13 protein-coding genes and 1 pseudogene are annotated in these 19,884 nt (G+C 73.2%); 8 read left to right on the top strand and 6 right to left on the bottom strand.

Features of this window, described 5'->3' with window-relative positions; all coding sequences use genetic code 11:
• The first annotated feature begins 27 nt into the window (after positions 1–27).
• The 3 genes and pseudogenes from KGS77_RS31665 to KGS77_RS31655 all read left to right on the top strand — a co-directional run bounded on the left by KGS77_RS31665 (position 28) and on the right by KGS77_RS31655 (position 4,061).
• Positions 28–1,281: a hypothetical protein gene (locus KGS77_RS31665; protein WP_242586600.1), complete on the top strand. Its 1,254-nt coding sequence runs from the start codon at positions 28–30 to the stop codon at positions 1,279–1,281.
• Positions 1,282–1,335: 54 nt separating this feature from the next.
• Positions 1,336–3,347: pseudogene (gene glgX, locus KGS77_RS31660) on the top strand (glycogen debranching protein GlgX).
• A gap of 135 nt (positions 3,348–3,482) precedes the next feature.
• Positions 3,483–4,061, top strand: a complete 579-nt coding sequence (locus tag KGS77_RS31655) for a DUF2165 domain-containing protein (protein ID WP_242586598.1) — start codon at positions 3,483–3,485, stop codon at positions 4,059–4,061.
• 114 nt (positions 4,062–4,175) lie between these two features.
• Here the strand turns inward: KGS77_RS31655 and KGS77_RS31650 are convergent, their stop codons facing one another.
• Complete coding sequence (locus KGS77_RS31650) at positions 4,176–5,393, bottom strand: FAD-dependent monooxygenase (protein ID WP_242586596.1); 1,218 nt, start codon at positions 5,391–5,393, stop codon at positions 4,176–4,178.
• A 309-nt stretch (positions 5,394–5,702) separates the two neighbouring features.
• Positions 5,703–8,849 carry a cytochrome P450 gene (locus KGS77_RS31645; protein WP_242587806.1) on the bottom strand — a complete coding sequence of 1,049 codons (3,147 nt, stop codon included), beginning with the start codon at positions 8,847–8,849 and terminating at the stop codon, positions 5,703–5,705.
• Positions 8,850–9,095: 246 nt separating this feature from the next.
• Here KGS77_RS31645 and KGS77_RS31640 point away from each other — a divergent pair, with 246 nt between their 5' ends.
• The 5 genes from KGS77_RS31640 to KGS77_RS31620 all read left to right on the top strand — a co-directional run bounded on the left by KGS77_RS31640 (position 9,096) and on the right by KGS77_RS31620 (position 15,255).
• Positions 9,096–9,872 (top strand): PAS domain-containing protein, encoded by a 777-nt coding sequence (locus KGS77_RS31640; protein ID WP_347404552.1) that lies wholly within the window; start codon positions 9,096–9,098, stop codon positions 9,870–9,872.
• Positions 9,873–9,912: 40 nt separating this feature from the next.
• Positions 9,913–12,777 (top strand): peroxidase family protein, encoded by a 2,865-nt coding sequence (locus tag KGS77_RS31635; protein ID WP_242586595.1) that lies wholly within the window; start codon positions 9,913–9,915, stop codon positions 12,775–12,777.
• An 86-nt stretch (positions 12,778–12,863) separates the two neighbouring features.
• Entirely contained in the window at positions 12,864–13,325 is a 462-nt protein-coding gene (locus tag KGS77_RS31630) for a universal stress protein (RefSeq protein WP_242586593.1), read from the top strand.
• A 134-nt stretch (positions 13,326–13,459) separates the two neighbouring features.
• Positions 13,460–13,675, top strand: a complete 216-nt coding sequence (locus KGS77_RS31625; protein WP_242586591.1) for a dodecin — start codon at positions 13,460–13,462, stop codon at positions 13,673–13,675.
• Positions 13,676–13,803: 128 nt separating this feature from the next.
• A complete protein-coding gene (locus KGS77_RS31620; protein ID WP_242586590.1) occupies positions 13,804–15,255 on the top strand; it encodes an amino acid permease in 1,452 nt (483 codons plus the stop codon).
• Positions 15,256–15,370: 115 nt separating this feature from the next.
• Here KGS77_RS31620 and KGS77_RS31615 read toward each other — a convergent pair whose 3' ends face one another.
• From KGS77_RS31615 to KGS77_RS31600, 4 genes are all read right to left on the bottom strand, one after another.
• Positions 15,371–15,583 carry an EF-hand domain-containing protein gene (locus KGS77_RS31615; RefSeq protein WP_242586589.1) on the bottom strand — a complete coding sequence of 71 codons (213 nt, stop codon included), beginning with the start codon at positions 15,581–15,583 and terminating at the stop codon, positions 15,371–15,373.
• A gap of 57 nt (positions 15,584–15,640) precedes the next feature.
• Positions 15,641–18,304: an excinuclease ABC subunit UvrA gene (locus tag KGS77_RS31610; RefSeq protein ID WP_242586588.1), complete on the bottom strand. Its 2,664-nt coding sequence runs from the start codon at positions 18,302–18,304 to the stop codon at positions 15,641–15,643.
• 184 nt (positions 18,305–18,488) lie between these two features.
• Complete coding sequence (locus tag KGS77_RS31605) at positions 18,489–19,691, bottom strand: FAD/NAD(P)-binding oxidoreductase (RefSeq protein ID WP_242586587.1); 1,203 nt, start codon at positions 19,689–19,691, stop codon at positions 18,489–18,491.
• Positions 19,688–19,882, bottom strand: coding sequence for a ferredoxin (locus KGS77_RS31600; RefSeq protein ID WP_242586586.1), 195 nt, complete (start codon positions 19,880–19,882; stop codon positions 19,688–19,690). The genes KGS77_RS31605 and KGS77_RS31600 overlap by 4 nt, the downstream gene beginning before the upstream one ends.
• Positions 19,883–19,884: the final 2 nt, after the last annotated feature.

Genomic DNA, 19,884 nt, shown 5'->3' with positions numbered 1-19,884 from the left:
ACACCCACCATCTGAGGCGGTCCAGCGATGCCCAAGATCGTGCACACCGACTCGGTCTTCCGCGTCGACCCCGGCAAACCACCGGACTACGCGGCGGACAACCCCCTGCTGAAGCTGCTGGGCCTGGTCGAGCGTTCCCGTACGGCCGCCGAGCGCGAACTGTATGACCCCGCCTCCCTCCAGTACCTCTTCCCGCTGCGCTCCCTGGAGCTGTACGGGCCCGCCGCCCCGAACCAGGATCAGCTCGACCCGGAGCACCAGGACGACAAGACCGACTTCCAGAAGCAGAACGTGCGCGACTTCCGGCTCGGCGACACCCGGGCGGTACGCGGCTGGGCCTCGGTCGGCGACTGGCGCGGCCCCTTCCTCCAGTTGTCCTACCGCGGCGGCCCGGACTCCGCGCTGTGGCGGGAGGCGGGACAGCTCGGGGACGCGATCGGGTGTGTGGTCTCCGTACAGGGCAGTACGCCGCTGCCGGTCCGGGTCCCCTACGACGAGGAAACCGACTTCTACACCGTCGAGTTGTGGGGCCGGGTCGGTGACGGGCTGCGCGACCTGCTGGGCGAGCGCGGCAGGGCCGCCCTGGACAGCGGGCTGCTCCAGCCGCGCCCGGACATCGTCACCGGACTCGCCCAGGACTTCGCCCGCGACCGGATGAGCGACCAGGACCTGCGGCAGATCTCGCCCCGGCACGCCCTGCACCCCGTCCTGCCCTGCTACATCGACCTGCGCTGGACGGCGAGCCCGGACGGCGCGGGCTCGGCCGATCCGCCGTCGGGCTCGGTGCGCCTGGGCTTCGAGATGCGGCTGCGCGGCTGGGAGAACTACCTCAGCGTCGGTACGAGCGGCAATCCGCACGGCGGCGTCGGGTTCCTGGAGTACCGCACGCTCTTCAGCGACTACGGGCGCTGGGCGGGCAGCGGCGAACTGCGGCGCGCCCTGGAGCCGTACAACCTGGACGCGTACGGGAACAAGGGGCACTCCAGCGGTGACGGCGAGCCGTTCTTCGCCGTGAACTACATGGACCTGCACGTCCTGGACCCGGCCTGCGGCATCGGCCTGCACCGCCACCGCGACAACCAGGAGGTCTTCTTGATGCTGGAGGGCGACGGGCTGATGGTGATCGGTGACTGGGCCGACTCCGGGACCCGCGTGCGCTCCTTCGAGATCCGCCGGCTGCCGGCCGGGCACCTGGCGTTCCTCAAGGGCGGCAATCTGCACGGGCTGATGAACCCGGCCGACCAGCGCGCCTCCCTCTTCATGTTCGGCGGTTACGACTGATCCTGACGGTGACGACTGACTCGGCGGATACCACGGACCCGGCGGTGACGACTGATGACGACTCCCGCGAGCCTGCCCGGCGACCCCTACCGGCTCGGCGCCCACTGGGACGGCCGGGGCACCTCCTTCGCCGTCCACTCCTCGGCCGGCGCGTACGGCGGCGCGGTCGAACTGTGCCTGTTCGGCGAGGGGGTGAGCGGCGGGTGCCGATGTCCGTGGACTGCGACATCTGGCACGCCCACGTCCCTGACGCGCGGCCGGGTCTGGCCTACGGCTACCGCGCCCACGGCCCGAACGAGCCCCGGCGCGGCCTGCGCTTCGATCCGTCCGTGGTGCTGCTGGACCCGTACGCCAAGGTGATGAAGCCGCTGGGGGAACGGTCGCTGGTCAGCCTCGTCGCCGACACCGCCTTCGACTGGGGGACGGACAGCCCGCCGCGCCACCCGTGGTCCCGCACCGTCCTGTACGAGACGCACGTCAAGGGGCTGACCGCCGCCCATCCCGAGGTGCCGCCGGAGATCAGGGGCACCTACGCGGGGGTGGCGCACCCGGCGGTGCTGCGCCACTTGAGCGAACTGGGCGTAACGACGGTCGAGCTGATGCCGGTGCACCAGTTCCTGTCCGAGCAGTTCCTGCTGGACCGCGGGCTGGTCAACTACTGGGGCTACTCCACCATCGGCTTCTTCGCCCCGCACGCCGCCTACAGTGCGTCCGGTCACGACGGCGGGCAGCTCACCGGCTTCAAGGAGATGGTCCGCGCACTGCACGCGGCGGGCATCGAAGTCGTCCTGGACGTCGTCTACAACCACACCGCCGAGGGCCCGCCGGACGATCCGGCGCTGTCGCTGCGCGGTCTGGCCAACGAGATCTACTACCGGCTGGACCCCGCCGACCCGTCCCGCTACGTGGACACCACCGGCACCCGCAACACCCTCAACGCGGGCCGCCCGGAAGTACTGCGCCTGATCATGGACTCGCTGCGCTACTGGGTCACCGAGATGCACGTCGACGGCTTCCGCTTCGACCTCGCCGCCTCCCTCGCCCGGCAGTACGGTTACGTCGACCGGCTCTCCGCCTTCTTCGACCTGCTCTACCAGGACCCGGTGCTCAACCGCGTCAAGCTGATCGCCGAGCCGTGGGACGTGGGCGCGCCCGACAGCTACCAGGCCGGCCGCTTCCCGGCGGGCTGGAACGAGTGGAACGACCGCTACCGCGACACGGTGCGCGATTTCTGGCGCGGCGCGGCGGCCACCGGCGACCTCGCCAGCCGGCTGGCCGGCTCCTCGGACCTGTACGCGCCCGGGCGCCGCGGCCCGGACGCCTCGGTCAACTTCGTCACCTGTCACGACGGCATGACCCTGACCGACCTGGTCACCTACGCGCGCAAGCACAACGAGGCCAACGGCGAGAACAACCGCGACGGCACGGAGGACAACCGCAGCGCCAACTACGGGGTCGAGGGCCCCACCACCGACCCCGCCGTCACCGCGGTCCGCGAACGGCAGCGCCGCAACCTGCTGCTGACCCTGCTGATCTCCCAGGGCTGCACCATGCTCCAGGGGGGCGACGAACTGGGGCGCACCCAGGGAGGCAACAACAACGCGTACTGCCAGGACAACCCTTTGAGCTGGTACGACTGGTCCGCGCCGACCCCGTTGACCGCTTTCGTGCGCCGCGTGGTGGCGCTGCAGCGCGACCACCCGGTGCTCCGGCGCACCACTTTCCTCACCGGCGCAGGTTCCCCTCCGGACGTCGCCTGGTACGACCGGGACGGCCGGGTCATGACACCGGCCCGCTGGCAGGATCCGGCGCACCGGTTCCTGGGGATGCTGCTGGCGGGGGACGGGAGCGCCGTGCCGGACGCGGACCTGCTGGCCCTGCTCAACGCGGACACCGGGCCTGCAAGCTTCGTGGTGCCGGGCCGGGCGGGCGCGGTCTACGAGGTCGTCGTGGACACCACGGCACCGGACGGCGCGCCCGCCCCCGCCGCCACCCTCAAGACGGGTGACGTGTGCGTGGTACCGCCGCGTACCTCCTTGGTGGCGCTGGCCGCCCGCACCGGCTGACGCCGTACCCCGCGCGGGTCCCGCTCCGGGGACCGTCGGCGGCGTCATCCTTCGCCGGGGCCGCCGGAAGCACGCCCTTCCGCCGCAACTTCCCTGCCTCTACCGTGAGTTGTCCCGGACCACAGGGGAGGCGGCATGACCCGGAAGTATCGTTTCGCACCGGTACGGACACCGCGAAGACCACGGACACCGGCCGCGACGTCCCTTGTGGCGCTGCCGCTCGCGGCGGCCGTGCTCACCGCGACGCTCGCGCTCTACATGACGCTGGTCGCCTTCGGCAACATCACCGACTTCGGTACCAACCGGGAGTTCGTACGGCACGTCCTGGCGATGGACACCACGTTCAAGGACCCGGACCTGATGTGGCGGGCCATCGAGTCACCCGTGGTCCAGGACATCGCGTACGTCCTGATCATCCTCTGGGAGACGGCCGCCGCGCTCGTCCTGATCGCGGCGACCGCGCTGTGGGCAGGGGGACTGCGGCGCCGCGGCGGCTTCGCCCGAGCCCGGCGGGCGGCCACCGCCGGGCTGCTGATGGTGCTGCTGCTCTTCGGCGCGGGCTTCATCGCGGTGGGCGGCGAGTGGTTCGCGATGTGGCAGTCCAAGAGCTGGAACGGCCTGGAGGCCGCCGCCCGCAACTTCCTCCTGGCGGGGGTGGCGCTGGTGGTCGTCCACCTTCCGGGGACGCGGGAGCGTACGGCGCCCGACGAATAGCCCGGATTGCCGGCCGAACAGCCCGGATTCCGGGCGCGCCCGCACCGGTCCGGCGCCCGGCCGGTGCACCATGGGATGCGCTGGACATGGGACGCGTTGGATGCGGTACCCGGTTCACCACTCGATGCGGTACCCGGTCAGCCAGTCGTCGGCTCCGGCGCCGGCTTCCCGGCGCTCGATGCGGCGCGGCAGTACGGCGTCCCTGACGACCCGGCGCACGGGTCCGGGCGCCGCGTGCCGGACCATCTCCGCGCTGGCCGCCACAACCCGCTCCACCCGCTCGCGGCGCAGCTCCTCATACGCTGCGAAGGCGTCCCGCGCGCGGGGGTGGTCGCGCAGGCACTTGGCCAGCACGATGCCGTCCTCGATCGCCATCGAGGCGCCCTGGGCGGCGTTGGGGGCGGCGGCGTGCGCGGCGTCCCCGATGATGACCATGGTGTCGGTGGACCAGTTCGGTGTGGAGGCGATGTCGTAGGCGTTGGAGCCGGTGATCGCCTCGCCGGTGGAGCGGACGACGGCGGCGGCCGGGGTGTGGTCCTCCTCGAAGAGGGCGGCGACACGGTGGCGCCACTGGTCGGGGGCGACGGCGGCCAATTCCGCCCGGGACAGTTCGCGGCCGGGCGCGTTGGCGAACCACCACACCTCGCCGTCCGGGGCGAGGGTGCACCCGAAGAAGGCACGCCTGCCGTAGATCATGGTGTAGGTGCGGGCCGCGGGCAGGGTCTTGGCGTCCCGGGTGTAGCCGCAGACGGTGTTCTGCCCGGTGTAGCGGGGGCGCGGCGCGGCCGGGTCGATGAGCTTGCGGGTCACCGAGTGGATGCCGTCCGCGCCGATCAGGACGTCGCCCTCGGCACGGCCGCCGTCGGCGAAGGAGGCCACGACCCGGCCGGTGCCGACGGTCTCGGCGGCGATCAGCCGCTTGCCGTGGTGCAGGGGGATGCCGCGGTCGCGGGCCTGGTCGTGCAGGACCCGGTAGAGGGTGGCGCGGCGCAGCGTACGGGGACCGGTGCCGCTCGTCCCCCGCCGTCCGTCGTCCCCTTCGCCTTCTCCCCCGCCTCCGCTGCCCGCGATGGGGCGTTCGCCGAGCCGCTTGCCGGCGCTGTTGAAGAACTCCACCCGCTCGGCGGGGAAGGAGTGCTCCACGACCGGCCGCTGCGCGTCGATCACCCGCAGCGCCTCCAGGCCGTTGGCGAAGACGACGAGGAAGGCCCCGACGTCGTCCGCGCCGGTGGGGTACGCCTCGAAGATCTCCGAGTCGATCCCCGCCTTGCGCAAGGCCATCGCGGTCACCGCGCCGGCGATGCCGCCTCCGATGATCAGGGCGTGGGTCATGACGCTCCCCCCTGTCGGACCTCCCGGCCCTCCGGACGAGGTGGACGGGCACGGCCGCGGGGCCGCACCCGTCCACCTTGACGCCGTAGGGCGAGGGGAGCCAGACCTCGCGCGGCAGCGGCGGGACGCGGGCGCAACCCGCGCGGCGGACGGGAGCCCAGGGGTGTGCGAGGCCGGCGTCCCGGTCCTGGGGAGCGGGCCGGGCACCCGCTCCCGGGCCGGTCCGGCCGCCGCGTACACGTACGTACCAGGCAGCCGGACCGGGGTGGCCGGCGCGGCCGGGACGACCGGCCGGCCGGCCGGAGGCGGTCAGCCGGCCGCGTAGACGTCCTCCACGTAGCGGCCCGCCGCGGTCAGCCCGTCCAGCCAGGACCGCGCCTCTTCCCGCGAGGCGCCGGTCCGTGCGGCGTACAGCTCCTGGAACGCCTCCCGTACGCCCGGCGCCATCCGGCTGCCGTCCCCGCACACGTACACCCGCGCCCCGGCCTGGAGCAGCGGCCACACCTCGTCGGCCGCGGCGGCGATCCGGTGCTGGACGTAGCGGCGGCCCTCCTCGGGACGGACGCTGAAGGCCGGCCGCAGCCCCACCGCGCCCGCCGCCTCGGCGGCCTTCAGCTCCGCCGCGTGCAGATAGTCCGCGTCGGGCGCGTCGCAGCCGAAGAAGAGCAGCGCGGGGGCGGGCCGGCCGGCGGCGACGCGGTCGGCGACCGCGCCGCGGAAGGGCGCCAGTCCGGTGCCGGCCGCGACCATGATCACCGGGGTCGGGTCGGCGGGGTCGATACGGAACGCCTCACGGCAGGGCTGGACGCGGGCCAGGACCGTGTCCCCGGGCCGCAGCGCGTGCAGATGGCCCGAGCCGGTGCCGCCGGGCAGCAGGGAGACCATCAGGTCGGCGTGCCGGGGGTCGGCGGCGGGCGAGGAGGACACGGAGTAGTGCCGGACGCGCATCGGCGGCAGCAGGTCCAGCACGGCCGTCCAGGGCAGCGCCCCGCGCAGCGCCGGGTGCTCCTCGATGAGGTCCAGGACGGTCCGCGGGTCGTCCTCGGCGAGGTTCTCCAGGGCCGCGCGCTCGGGCGGGCAGGGGTTGTGCGCGGCCAGCAGCGCGGCCTGTGCGGGTGTCGGGCGCGCCCCCAGCTCCAGGTGGTGGGCCAGGAGTTCCCGTACGGTCAGCGGCCGGTCGACGGGCAGGGTGTCGCGGCCGGGGCGGTGGGCGCGCAGCGCCAGTACGGCATCGAGGTCCACGCCCAGTACCCGGGCGGCCCGCTCGACGGCCGCCGGGGCGTTGACGGGCAGCACCGCGAGGTGGTCGGCGGTGCGGTAGGTCACGCCGTCGGGCAGGGCCAGGCGCAGGAAGCGCTTGGTGCGCGGGTGACCGGGGGCGGTGAGGTCGTATGCCTCGGTGACGGTCATGGGCGTCAGGCCGTGCCGGGCGGCGAGCGCGTCCAGCGGCCCGCCGGTGATCTCGGTGACGCTGTACGTCTCCTGCGCGGGCCCGGCGGGCTCCGTACCACTCGCGCCGGTGCTCGCGGGGTCGCCGTACCGGGCGAGCAGGGCGGTCCGCAGGTGGGCGGTGAACTTTCGTACGGTCCCGGACAGATCGCCCGAGGCGTCGGCCTCGGCGCGCGGCAGCAGCCGCTCCCCGCCCAGGGCGGCGAGCCGGTCGTCGAGCAGGGTCGGCACGCGCTGGTAGGTGGCGGCCCAGTTGCGGTCGCCGACGCCCAGCACCGCGTACGCGACGCCTGCCGCGGTCCCTTCCTGCGCGCCCTGGATCCAGCGCACGAATCCGGCCGCGTCGTCGGTCGGCTGCCCGTTGTAGGAGGCGGCGACCAGGACGACGGGGCGGTCGGCGGGCAGCGCGCCGGCCGCGGCGTCCAGCGGCGCCACCTCGGCGGTGAAGCCCAGCTCACCGGCCTCCTCGGCCAGCCGCTCGGCGAACTCCCGGCAGGTGCCGTAGTTGGTGCCGTGCAGGAGCAGCAGGCCGGTGCCCTGCCGGGCGCGGCTGGGCAGCTCGCCGTCCCGCGCGGTGTCCTGCGGGGCCTTGTCGCCGCCGCCGGGGAGCACAGCCAGCGCGGCACGTGCCGCCGCCCGGTCCTCAGGGGTGCGGGCGGCCAGGGTGAGGGTGAAGCCGTCCGGCTTGAGGGTGAGGGTCTCCTTGACGCGCAGCCGGTAGTCGGCGTGGTCGATCAGCCGGTAGCGGTGCACCAGCATCGCCAGCAGCATCGTCGCCTCGTGCAGCGCGAACTGCCGCCCGATGCAGGCGCGTTCCCCCGTTCCGAAGGGCTTGTACGCGTGCGGGGAGCGGGCCGCCTCCGCCTCGGGGGCGAACCGCGCCGGGTCGAACAGCTCGGGGTTGTCGCCCCAGGCGGGGTCGCGGTGCAGCATCGGCGTCAGAACGGTGACCAGCTCGCCCGCGCGCAGCGGGTACCGGCCGCCGAGGAGCGTGTCGTGGCGGGCCTGGCGGCTGAAGGCCGCGGCGGTGGGCCACAGGCGCAGCGCCTCGTTGAGCACCTGGCGGGTGAAGGGCAGCCGTCCGATGTCCTCGAAGGAGGGGTCGGGGTCGGGCTCGTCGCCCCACAGCTCGTCGGCCTCGCGCTGCGCCATCCGCAGCGCGACCGGGTCCTTGAGCAGGTGGTACAGGGCGAAGGACAGGGCGCCGGAGGTCGTCTCGTGGCCGGCGATCAGGAAGGTGATGACCTGGTTGCGGATGTTGGCCGCGTCCAGCTTCTCGCCGTCCTCGGGGTGCGGGGCGTCCAGCATCAGGCCGAGCAGGTCCTCGGCCGGGGCCGTACGGCCGTCGGGGCCCGTTCCGCTACTGCCCTGCCGGGCGGCGATGACCTCGTCCACGACGGAGGCGAGGTAGTCGGCGTCCGCCCGGAACGCCTCGTCCCGCTCGGAGTGGTCCACGCCGGGGGTGCGGGCCAGTCGGGTCATGCTCCACTCCAGGCAGCGCACCATGGCGTCCACGAAGGGATGGGGGGTGTCGCGGCTGAAGGACTCGAAGTCGAAGCCGAAACCGGCCAGACCGATCGTGTCCAGCGTCATCCGTGTCATGTCCTCGGGGACGTCGACGGGGGTGCCGTCGGCGGCCCGCCGGTCCCAGCTCGCGATGACCCGGCGGGCCACCTTCAGCATCGCCGGGTGGTACGTACGCATCGAGCCCAGCGCGAAGGCGGGCATGAGGATGTCGTGCGCCCGGGCCCAGTTCGGCTCCTCGTTGTACGCGGTGAACAGTCCGTCACCGGCGAACTCCCGGACGTTCTCCAGCGCGGGCGCGATGCCCTTGGCGAAGCGCTCCTCGTCGGCCAGCTCCGTCACCAGCTCCAGGGAGGAGACCATGACCGAGGAGCGGCCGTGCAGCACCCGCCGGAAGACGGGGCCGTGCCGGCGGGTGATCTCCATGGCCTGCTGGAGCGGGGTGGCGGTCGGGCCGGTCGCCGAGATGTCGACCACCGGCATGCCGCCGTCCCCGGTGTCCTCGACGACCTCGGCGGACACGGCGGTCGCGGCGGTGGCAGCGGTCGCGCCGGTCCGTGAGGCCGTGGCGGCGGGGCGGTCGCCGGCGCGCTCGTCGGCGTGGAACGGGATCGTGTCGGTCATTCCTCCAGCGTGACCGGCCCGGTGTACGGGCCCGCGCCGGGCAACTGCATGATTGTGCAGTGATTTTTCGCCGAGCACCCTTGCGGACGGACCGGAGAAGGAGCAATGGACCAGGGAACCACCGACGACGCCGGCAACCCGGCCGCCCCGTACGAAGCCGGTCCCTGGCGCAACTACTTCCTCATTCTCCTGGACCGGATACCGCTGCCCACGGCGGTGTGCCGGGCCGACGGCGTGGTGCTCGTTGCCAACCCGGCCATGGCGGCGGAGTGGGGCACCGCCCCGGGCCAACTGCGCGGCCGTAACCTCCTGGACCTCTTCCGTCCCACGGCGATCGCCCAGTTCGAGCGGCTGACCGAGGCGCTGCGGCTGGGCCGCAGGTCCCGCTACCCCGTCGAGGTCCGCTGGCGGGCGGGCACGGACGGGGCCGAGCGTACGGGTGAGCTGACGGTCGATCCGGTCGGCGACCCCTCCGTCACCCCGCCCGCCCTGCTCGCCGTGCTGCGCGCGGGAGAGGAGGTCCCGCAGCCGTCCGCCCGGGGCCTGGCCAGCCCCGTGGAGGCCCGCATCCTGGCCCTGGCCGCGGCCGGCACGACCACGGCGGCCATCGGCAAGTCGCTGGGCATGACCACCGACGGCGTCAATTATCACCTCGGCCGGCTCGCCCGCCGCTGGCGGGTGCAGGGCCGCACCGCCCTGGTGGCCAAGGCGTACGTGCTGGGCGTCCTGTCCCCCACCGCCTGGCCCCGGCCCCCGTCTGAACGGCCCGCACGGGCGCCCGACGCAGGCCCGACGCGCCTCGTACGCCCCACCCGACACTCCTCCTACAGATCCATGAATCCGCCCGAAACCACCCCTGGAACCGGGCAGGGGGCCGAGTAGCGTCAGGCGTCCTTCTTCTCGTAGGACAGGACGCCCAGCCATGGCCGACACCGTGAACTACGCGCAGTACGAGACGTACGAAGGCGGAAGTCCCGAAGCGGAGCGAGTGGTCTTCGAGAAGCTGGCACGCGAACTGATGCGGGTGCAGCTCAAGAACAAGGAGGCCGCCGGGGCCCCGGGCGTCCAGCGGGCCTTCCACGCCAAGGCCGCGCTGGGGGTGGAGAACGCCCGGCTGCGCTTCGCCGACGATCTGCCGGCGGCGCTGACCACCGGGTACGCGCGGCCCGGCGCGGAGTACCCGGCGCTCCTGCGGCTCTCCAACGCCGGCGGCACGGCCCAGAGTGACAGCACACCGGACCTGCGCGGCATCGCCGTACGCGTGGAGGTCTCCGGGGAGGAGAACCACGACCTGCTGGCAACCAATTTCCCGGTCTCCCACGCCCGCGACGCGCGGGAGTTCGTGGCGTTCGCCAAGGCCATGGCGGGGGCCGTCAACCCGGTCCAGAAGGCGTTCGGGCTGCTGGTGAAGCTGCCGCTGGCGGTGGGCTGGAACACCGCGGCGCGGATGCGCAAGAACGTGCAGGCGGCCTCCCGGCACGTGGTCGGGTCGCTGGCCCGCGAGACGTACTGGAGCCGGGGCGCGATCCTGTGGGGCGAGGCGGGACCGGTGCGCTACCAGTTCCGGCCGGCGCCCGGCGGCTCGCCCGCGCCGCGCCCGGACAAGCGCGACCCCGACCACCTGCGGCACGAGCTGACGGAACGGCTGGCCACCGAGGACGTCGCCTTCGACCTGTGCGTCCAGCGCTTCACCGACCAGCGGCGGACCCCGGTGGAGGACGGTGCGGCCAACTGGCGCGAATCGGACGCGCCGGTGCTGACCGTCGCCCGGCTGACCGTGCCGCGCCAGGACCTGACCTCCGCGCAGGCCCGCTCGGCGGCGCGCCGTATCGAGCAGTTGGCGTTCAACCCGTGGCACACCACCGAGGAGTTCCGTCCGCTGGGCAACCTCAACCGCGCCCGCAAGGCCGCCTACCAGGCGAGCGCCGCGCACCGCCTGGGCACCCGCTTCCGTACCGAGGAACCCGTACGCAACGCGCTGATCGGCGTGCCGGTGCGGGCCGCCTTCCGATTCGTCAACCGGTACGTGCCCTGGCACCGGCTGCCGCTGAACCTGAGCCTGCTCAACCTGGTCGCGCTGCGCCAGGCGCTGCGCCGCTTCAACCTCATCGACACCGAGATCCCCGAGGCCCCGCCGAAGGCCGTACCGGTGCCGGAGACGGTGGACGAGGCGGCCCGCACGGCCCGTACCTACGACGGCTCCTCCACCGATCTGTCCGTGCCGCACATGGGCGCGATCGGCTCGACCTTCGGCCGCAACCTCGCCCCCGTCTACCGGCCCGACCTCTTCGACGTGCCCAACCCGGTCACCACCGCCCGCCGGCTGCTGCACCGCGAGGCGTTCGTGCCCGCGACCTCCCTGAACATCCTGGCCGCGGCCTGGATCCAGTTCCAGGTGCACGACTGGGTCAACCACCGGCGCCACCCGGTCGGCGGCCGGTCCGTCGAGGTGCCGCTGCCGCCCGGCACGACCTGGCAGAACACCCCCGGCGGACCGTCGGAGGAGGTGATGCGGTTCGCGGAGAACATCGGCGTGGAGCAGCCCGGCAAGCCGCCGCTGCTGTTCACCAACACCACCTCGCCGTGGTGGGACGGCTCGGAGGTGTACGGCGGCGACGAGCGCACCGCGCGTTCGCTGCGCGAGCCGGACGGCGGCGCCAAGCTGCGCCTGGAGGACGGCCATCTGCCGATCGGCGCCGACGGTATCCCGCTGACCGGGTTCAGCGAGAACTGGTGGCTGGGCCTGAGCGTGATGCACACCCTCTTCGCGCGCGAGCACAACGCCCTGTGCGACGCGCTGCGCGCCGAGTACCCCTCGATGAGCGAGGACCGGATCTACCACACCGCGCGGCTGGTGGTCTCCGCCCTGATCGCCAAGATCCACACGGTGGAGTGGACCCCGGCGATCCTGGCCACCAAGGCCATCGACGTCGGCCTGCGCACCAACTGGGAGGGCCCGCCGGACAACTGGCTGACCAAGCTGGGCCTGTGGCTGGTGGAGTCGCATGCGCTGACCGGCATCCCCAGGACCCTGCCCGACCACCACGACGTGCCGTACTCGCTGACCGAGGACTTCGTCACCGTCTACCGCATGCACCCGCTGATCCCGGACGACTACGAGCTGCGGGAGCACCACTTCGGGCAGCGCCTGGAGACGGTGTCCTTCCACGACATCCAGGGTGTGGCGGCCGAGGCGGTGGCCCGCAAGACCGGGCTGGCGGACTCCCTGTACTCCTTCGGCATCGCCCATCCCGGCGCGATCACCCTGCGCAACTACCCGCGGTCGCTGACCCACTTCGAGCGGGACGGCGAGATCATCGACCTCTCGGTGGTCGATCTGGTACGGACCAGGCGGCGCGGCGTACCGCGCTACAACGACTTCCGGGCCGGGCTGCACAAGCAGCGGGTGAGCCGCTTCGAGGACATCTCCGGCGATCCCGAGACGGTCACCCGGCTCAAGGAGGTCTACCGCAACGTCGACGAGGTCGACACCATGGTCGGGCTGTTCGCCGAGAACCCGCCCAAGGGCTTCGGCTTCAGCGACACCGCCTTCAGGATCTTCATCCTGATGGCGACCCGGCGGATCCAGTCCGACCGGTTCCTGACCGTCGACTTCCGGCCGGAACTGTACACGCCGCTGGGCATGGACTGGGTCGCCAAGGGCGGCATGAGCTCCGTCATCCTGCGGCACTGCCCGGAGCTGGCCGCGATGCTGCCGCGCGGCGCGAGCGCCTTCGCGCCGTGGCGGCCGGTGCTCCCGGAGCGCGGCACCGGCGCGGATTCGTGAGGGGCCGCGGCCGGGCCGCGTGAAGGGCCGCGGGGCACCCCGGCCCGGGAGATCACCGGGGGGCGCGGGCGGATAACCTCCTTTGCGTGGAGGACAAGACGCCCGCGCCCTTCGAGCGCGGTACGGACGGACCGAAGGTGATCGTCGTCGGGGTCGACGGCTCGGACTCCTCGTGGCGGGCCGCCGCCTACGCCGCGGGGCTGGCCCGCCGCCAGGGGTCGCTGCTCGCGCTGGTCTACGTCCAGCCGGTGCTGCCGGCCGGCGCGGTCATGGGCGCGCCGGTCGTGGACGCCGCGGACGAGGTCGCCGAGGAGCTGATGGCACAGATGCGCGCGGCGACGGAGCGCTCGTACGGCACCCATCACGTGCGCTGGGAGTTCCATACGCTGCGCGGGGACCCGTACGGCGGGATGGTGCGGATGGCCGACGAGCTGAAGGCGGACGCGGTGGTGGTGGGCGCCTCGGAGTCGGCGGGGCACCGCATCATGGGGTCGGTGGCGGTCCGCCTGGTCAAGGCCGGCCGCTGGCCGGTGACGGTGGTCCCGTAGGCCCGGCGGACCTCGGCCGCACCTGACCGGGACCCGTCGGGCCGGGCGGCGCCGCGGGCCGTTCCGCTGGTGGGGCGGCCGGGTCTGGGGCACGGTGGGGGGAAGAGGTATGCCGCCCGACGAGGGAGATGACCGTGACCGACCGCACGTACCGGGTGACCGAGATCGTGGGTACGTCCCAGGAGAGCGTCGACACCGCGATCCGCAACGGCATCAAGCGGGCCGCGCAGACCCTGCGCAACCTCGACTGGTTCGAAGTGGTGCAGGTGCGCGGTCACATCGTCGACGGCGAGATCGAGCACTACCAGGTGGGTCTGAAGGTCGGCTTCCGCCTGGAGGACGCGGGCTGACCCACCCCTTGAGGCCGTACCGGGAGCCGGCTTGCCCGGCCCGTACCAGGGAGTCGCCTTCCGCCGCCCCCTTCGAAGGGCCATGATGACCGGCCGTCGGTCAACCACGAGTCCGGAGAGGACGGGGCATGGGTCTGCGCGCGGGACAGGGCGTATTGCGCCGTAAACCGATCGAACACATCCAGGAGACGGAAGGCGGCGCGACCGAACAGCTCAACCGGTCGCTGGGGCTGTGGCAGCTCACCGCCATCGGCGTCGGCGGCATCATCGGCGCGGGCATCTTCACCCTCGCCGGTACGGTCGCCAACGGGAAGGCCGGGCCGGCCGTCCTGATCTCCTTCCTGATCGCGGGCGTGGCCAGTGCCGCGGCGGCCTTCTCCTACGCCGAGTTCGCCGGGCTCATCCCCAAGGCGGGCTCGGCGTACACCTACGGGTACGCGGTGCTGGGCGAGTTCGCGGGCTGGTTCATCGGCTGGGACCTGCTGCTGGAATACACCGCGATCGTCGCGGTGGTCGCGATCGGCATCTCCGGCTACTTCAGCTTCCTGCTCGGCGAAATGGGCCTGGAGCTGCCCGCCTGGATGCTGGGGGCGCCGGGCACCGGCGCCGGCCACCGGGTGGATCTGTTCGCGGCGGTGCTGTGCCTGCTCATCGCGTACCTGCTGACGCTGGGCATCAAGAACGCGGCACGCTTCGAGACGGTCGTGGTGGGACTGAAGGTCCTGGTGGTCCTGCTGGTCATCGGCGTCGGCTTCTTCCACGTCAGGACCGGCAACTACACGCCGTTCTTCCCCTTCGGCGTCAGCGGCGCGTTCACGGGCGCGGCCACCGTCTTCTTCGCCGTCTTCGGGTACGACGCGATGAGCACCGCCGCCGAGGAGTCCAAGGACGCCCAGCGGCACATGCCCAAGGCGATCCTGTACTCGCTGGCGATCTCGATGGTGCTGTACGTGCTGGCCTGCCTGGTGCTGACCGGCATGCAGGGCTACCAGGACATCGACCCGGAGAGCGGCTTCTCCACGGCGTTCAAGTCGGTGGGGCTGGGCAGCCTGGCCGATGTCATCGCGGTCGGCGCGATCATCGGCATCCTCACCGTGATGTTCACCTTCATGCTCGGCGTGACCCGGGTGTGGTTCTCCATGAGCCGGGACGGTCTGCTGCCGACGTGGTTCGCCAAGACCCACCCCACCCGGCACGTGCCGACCCGGGTGACCTGGATCGTGGGTGCCGCCTCGGCCGTCATCGCCGGCTTCCTGCCGATCGGTCAGGCCGCGGAGCTGACGAACATCGGCATCCTGCTGGCGTTCGTCGTGGTGTGCGTGGCGGTGATCGCGCTGCGCTACCGGCGGCCCGATCTGCCGCGTACGTTCCGCTGCCCCGGTGTGCCGGTGGTGCCCGCGCTCGGTGTGGTCTTCTCGATCTGGCTGATCACGTTCCTGGAGTGGCAGACCTGGGTCCGCTTCGCGGTGTGGTTCGTGATCGGCCTGGGCGTCTACTTCGGGTACTCCTACCGCCACTCCGCGCTGGCCCGCGGCGGTCCGCGCGCCGGGGCGGCGCACGGCGCGGACGGCCGCCGGTAGCGACGGCGCGCGCCCCGGGCACGGGCCCCCTGCCGTCCGGCGGCGGGAGCGGACTCCCGCCGCCGGACGGGACGGCGGCGTGGGGGCGGCGCCGGCACGCCGGCGCGAGGGGTGCTCAGCGCTGGAGCGCCTGCCAGAACTCGTCGAAGGAGAGCAGTCCGTCGGAGTTCGTGTCCTTGGCCTTGATGACGGCCTCCGCGACGGGCCCGGTGACGTACGGGTCACCCATCTCGGCCATCGCCCGCCGGAACTCGTCCGCGGTGACCAGACCGTCCTTGTTCGCGTCCAGCCGGTCGAACGCTGCCTTGGCCGCCTCGATGTCTGCCACGGGAGATGCCCCCTTCATAGTGCTGTGCCGCTGATCGGCGGAGCTGACCCGGGTACATTAACCGACCGCCGAGCCGGTCCCGTCGGCAGCGGCCGTGCGGGCTCCGCGGGACAGGCGTCGGGCCAGGTAGGGAGCGGTACGGCCGTGGGGGCAGGCGGCCACCTCGGCGGGGGTGCCGGCGGCCACGATCCGGCCGCCCGCCGCACCGCCGCCCGGCCCCAGGTCGATGACGTGGTCGGCGCCCGCGACCACCCCCATGTCGTGCTCGACGACCACGACGGTGTTCCCCGCGTCCACCAGCCCGTGCAACTGCCGCAGCAGGACCTCGGTGTCCGCCGGGTGGAGGCCGGTGGTGGGCTCGTCCAGGAGGTAGAGGGTGTGGCCGCGGTGCGAGCGCTGGAGTTCGGTGGCGAGCTTGATGCGCTGGGCCTCGCCGCCGGACAGTTCGGTGGCGGGCTGCCCCAGCCGCAGATAGCCCAGGCCCACCTCGCGCAGGGTGCGCAGGCTGCGCACGGCGGCCGGGACGTCGGCGAGGAACCCCTCGGCCTCCTCCACCGTCATGGCCAGCACCTCGGCGATGTTGCGGCCCCGGTAGGTGACGTCGAGGGTGTCCGGGTTGTAGCGGGCGCCGTGGCAGGCGGCGCAGGGGGCGTACGTACCGGGCAGGAAGAGCAGTTCGACGGCGACGAAGCCCTCGCCCTGGCAGGTCTCGCAGCGGCCGGTGGAGACGTTGAAGGAGAAGCGGCCGGCGTTGTAGCCGCGGGCGCGGGCCTCGTCGGTGGCGGCGAAGACCTTGCGTACGGCGTCGAACAGCCCCGTGTACGTCGCGAGGTTGGAGCGCGGCGTGCGGCCGATGGGCTTCTGGTCGACCCGTACGAGCCGGTCGATCGCCTCCAGCCCCTTGGCCCCGGCCAGTGGCGGCGCGTGGTCCGCCGCGTCCGCCATCCGTACGCCGTCGGTGCCGGGGTCGCTGCCGGGAGCCGTACCGGCGTCTTCGCCGGGGTCCGCGCCGGGCGGCGTACCCAGGTGACCGGCCACGGCGTCGGCCAGGGCCCGGGTGACCAGGGTGGACTTGCCGGAGCCGGAGACACCGGTGACGGCCGTGAAGACGCCGAGGGGGAACTCGGCGTCCAGGCCACGGAGGTTGTGGAGGGTGATGCCGTGGAGGGACAGCACGCCGCTGGGGGTACGGGGCCGGTCGCCGCCGGCCGGCGCCAAAGCCCGCGAGGTGGCCGATGCCTGTGGGGTGGCCGATGCCTGTGAGGTGACGGATGCGCGTGACGTGACGGGGGCAGTGACGGGGGCCGTGGGCGTTCCCTGCTCCCCGCCGTCCTCACCGGTGGCGAACAGGAAGCACCGGGTGACGGATTCGGGGACGGCCGAAAGATCCGCGACGGGCCCGCTGTGCAGGACCCGCCCGCCGTGCTCCCCGGCGCGCGGCCCGACGTCCACGATCCAGTCGGCGTGCCGCACCACGTCCATGTCGTGCTCGACGACGAACAGGGAGTTCCCGGCGGCCTTGAGGCGCTCCAGGACGGTCAGCAGCGCCTCGGTGTCGGCGGGGTGCAGCCCGGCCGAGGGCTCGTCCAGGACGTAGAGGACGCCGAAGAGCCCCGAGCGCAGTTGGGTGGCCAGCCGCAGCCGCTGGAGTTCGCCCGCGGAGAGGGTGGGCGAGGGGCGGTCCATGGCCAGATAGCCCAGGCCCAGTTCGGTGAGGACGTCGATACGGGCCACCAGGTCGCGGGCCAGCGCCGGGGCGACGCCCGGCGCCTGGTCGCCGGTCCGTTCCGCCGTGGGGCGCAGCACGTCCGCCAGGGTGCTCAGCGGCAGGGCCGCCAGCTCCGCGATGTCATGGCCCTGGAAGGTGACGGCCAGCGCCTCGGCGCGCAGCCGCCGCCCGTCGCAGGCCGGGCAGCGGGCCGAGACCATGAAGCGCTGCACGCGTTTGCGCAGCGTCTCGCTCTTGGAGTCGGCGAAGGTGTGCAGTACGTAGCGCTTGGCGCTCATGTACTGGCCCTTGTAGGGGCGCTGGATACGCCCGGCCTCGCGTACGGGGTGGACGGTGACGACGGGCTGTTCGTCGGTGAACAGGATCCACTCGCGGTCGGCCCGGGGCAGCTCCCGCCAGGGCGTGTCCAGGGGGTGTCCGAGGGTGGCGAGGATGTCGCGGAGGTTCTTGCCCTGCCAGGCGCCGGGCCAGGCGGCGACGGCGCCTTCGCGGATGGTCAGGGACGGGTCGGGGACCAGGGAGTCCTCGGTGACGCGGTGGACACGGCCCAGGCCGTGGCATTCGGGGCAGGCCCCGGCGGCGGTGTTGGGGGAGAAGGCGTCGGAGTCCAGCCGTCCGGCCGCGCCCTCGGGGTAGGTGCCGGCCCGGGAGAAGAGCATGCGCAGGGTGTTGGAGAGCGTGGTGACGGTGCCGACGGAGGAGCGGGCGGTGGGGGTGGAGCGCCGCTGCTCCAGCGCGACGGCGGGCGGCAGCCCGGTGATCTCGGCCACCTTGGGGGCGCCGACCTGGTGGATCAGCCGCCTCGCATAGGGGGCCACCGACTCGAAGTAGCGGCGCTGGGCCTCGGCGTAGAGGGTGCCGAAGGCGAGCGAGGACTTGCCCGACCCGGACACCCCGGTGAACGCGACCAGCGCGTCCCTCGGGATGTCCACGTCGACACTGCGGAGGTTGTGCTCACGGGCGCCGCGCACCCGTACGTACGAGTCGGTCATACCCCCCATGATCGGGCACGGGCGGACCGGTCCGCCGGGCCGGGCGCCGGCTCGGGCGCCGGGCGGGCCTTGCGGCTCAGGACCTTCCGGCTCGGGACCTTGCGGTCCGGAGCCTGGCGGACCAGGGCCTTGCGGACCGGGCCGGCGGGTCAGGATCCGAGGGGCAGGGGCCGTGAGCCCTCCGTCACCGGGCCCCCGCGGTGGCCTGGGCCCACGGGGCGCGGGCGGCGACGAGGGCGCGCAGGGCGCGCAGCGGACGGACCATGTTGACGCCGACGGCGCCGCACACCTGCCCGTTCCTGCCGTACAGCGCGGTGAACTCCCGCTGTTCCGGGTCGCCGTCGACGATCCGTACCTGGTCGGCACCGCGGGTGAGCCCGTAGATCTGGATCTTCAGGTCGTACTGGTCGGACCAGACGTACGGCACGGTGGTGAAGGGCTTGGCCTCGCCCGGCCCGGCGAGGATGTTGCGGGCGACGGCCAGGCCCTGTTCCGCGGAGTTGGTGCGGTGTTCGACCCGGAGCCGGGCGCCGCTCGCCGGATCCGGCCAGGACGCCACATCACCCGCGGCCCAGACACCGTGACCGGCGTGGAGGGTCGCGTCGCACTCGATCCCGTCGCCGAGCGGCAGGCCACTGCCGGCCAGCCATTCGGTGTTGGGCCGGGCACCGATGCCCACCAGCACGGCGTCGGCCTCCAGGGTGCGGCCGTCGCTCAGCGCGACGCCGGTGGCCCGGCCACCGTGGGTCAGGACGCGTTCGGCACGGGCGCCCGCCTCGATCCGTACGCCGTGCCCGGCGTGGACCTGGGCGAGCAGCGCGCCCAGGCGGGGACCGAGGACATCGGCCATCGGATACGGGGAGCCGGTCACCAAAGTCACCCGGCAGCCCAGCCGGCGGGCGACGGCGGCGGCCTCGGCACCGATGAAGCCGCCGCCGACCACGAGGAGGTGCGGGGTGGCCGCCAGTTCGGCGCGCAGCGCGAGGGCGTCCTCCAGGGTGCGCAGCACATGCACCCCGGCGATGCCCTCGCTGCCCGGCAGCCGCCGGGCGCGGGCGCCGGTGGCCACCACGAGGGCGTCGTAGTCCACGCGGGCGCCGCCGGCCAGCTCGACGTACCGGGCGGCGGTGTCCACGGCGGTGGCCCGTTCGCCCAGCCGCAGGTCCAGGCCGAGCCCTGCCAGCGCGTCGGGGGCGCGCAGGGTGAGGCGGTCGGCCTCCCAGTCGCCGCCGAGCAACTGCTTGGACAGCGGCGGCCGGTCGTACGGCGGGTGCGGCTCCTCGCCGATCAGGGTCAGCGCGCCGGTCCAGCCGAGCCGGCGCAGGGCCTCGGCGGTGGCCAGTCCCGCCGCCGAGGCACCTACGACGGCTATGCGCTGCGGGGTCACTCGTGGACCTCGATGACGGCCGCGGGGCAGATGGCGGCGGCCTCGCGGACCGCGTCGTGCTGGTCGGCGGGCGGCGCCGCGTCCAGCAGGACCACGACGCCGTCCTCGTCACGCTGGTCGAAGACGTCGGGGGCGATCAGTACGCACTGGCCCGCGGCGCAGCACTTGTCGGCGTCAAGGGTGATCTTCATGG

Origin of the sequence: Streptomyces sp. MST-110588, from assembly GCF_022695595.1 — a bacterium.
Lineage (GTDB): Bacteria > Actinomycetota > Actinomycetes > Streptomycetales > Streptomycetaceae > Streptomyces.
The sequence above is the reverse complement of the archived record's forward strand: the minus strand, read 5'-3'. Positions and strand labels throughout refer to the sequence as shown.

Excerpts from the sequence above, each read along its gene's own strand:
- KGS77_RS31620 (WP_242586590.1), top strand. The coding sequence starts at position 13,804 with ATGGGTCTGCGCGCGGGACAGGGCGTATTGCGCCGTAAACCGATCGAA.
- KGS77_RS31665 (WP_242586600.1), top strand. The coding sequence starts at position 28 with ATGCCCAAGATCGTGCACACCGACTCGGTCTTCCGCGTCGACCCCGGC.
- KGS77_RS31645 (WP_242587806.1), bottom strand. The coding sequence starts at position 8,849 with ATGCCGGTGGTCGACATCTCGGCGACCGGCCCGACCGCCACCCCGCTC.
- KGS77_RS31610 (WP_242586588.1), bottom strand. The coding sequence starts at position 18,304 with ATGACCGACTCGTACGTACGGGTGCGCGGCGCCCGTGAGCACAACCTC.
- KGS77_RS31635 (WP_242586595.1), top strand. The coding sequence starts at position 9,913 with ATGGCCGACACCGTGAACTACGCGCAGTACGAGACGTACGAAGGCGGA.
- KGS77_RS31600 (WP_242586586.1), bottom strand. The coding sequence starts at position 19,882 with ATGAAGATCACCCTTGACGCCGACAAGTGCTGCGCCGCGGGCCAGTGC.
- KGS77_RS31650 (WP_242586596.1), bottom strand. The coding sequence starts at position 5,393 with ATGACCCACGCCCTGATCATCGGAGGCGGCATCGCCGGCGCGGTGACC.
- KGS77_RS31655 (WP_242586598.1), top strand. The coding sequence starts at position 3,483 with ATGACCCGGAAGTATCGTTTCGCACCGGTACGGACACCGCGAAGACCA.
- KGS77_RS31640 (WP_347404552.1), top strand. The coding sequence starts at position 9,096 with ATGGACCAGGGAACCACCGACGACGCCGGCAACCCGGCCGCCCCGTAC.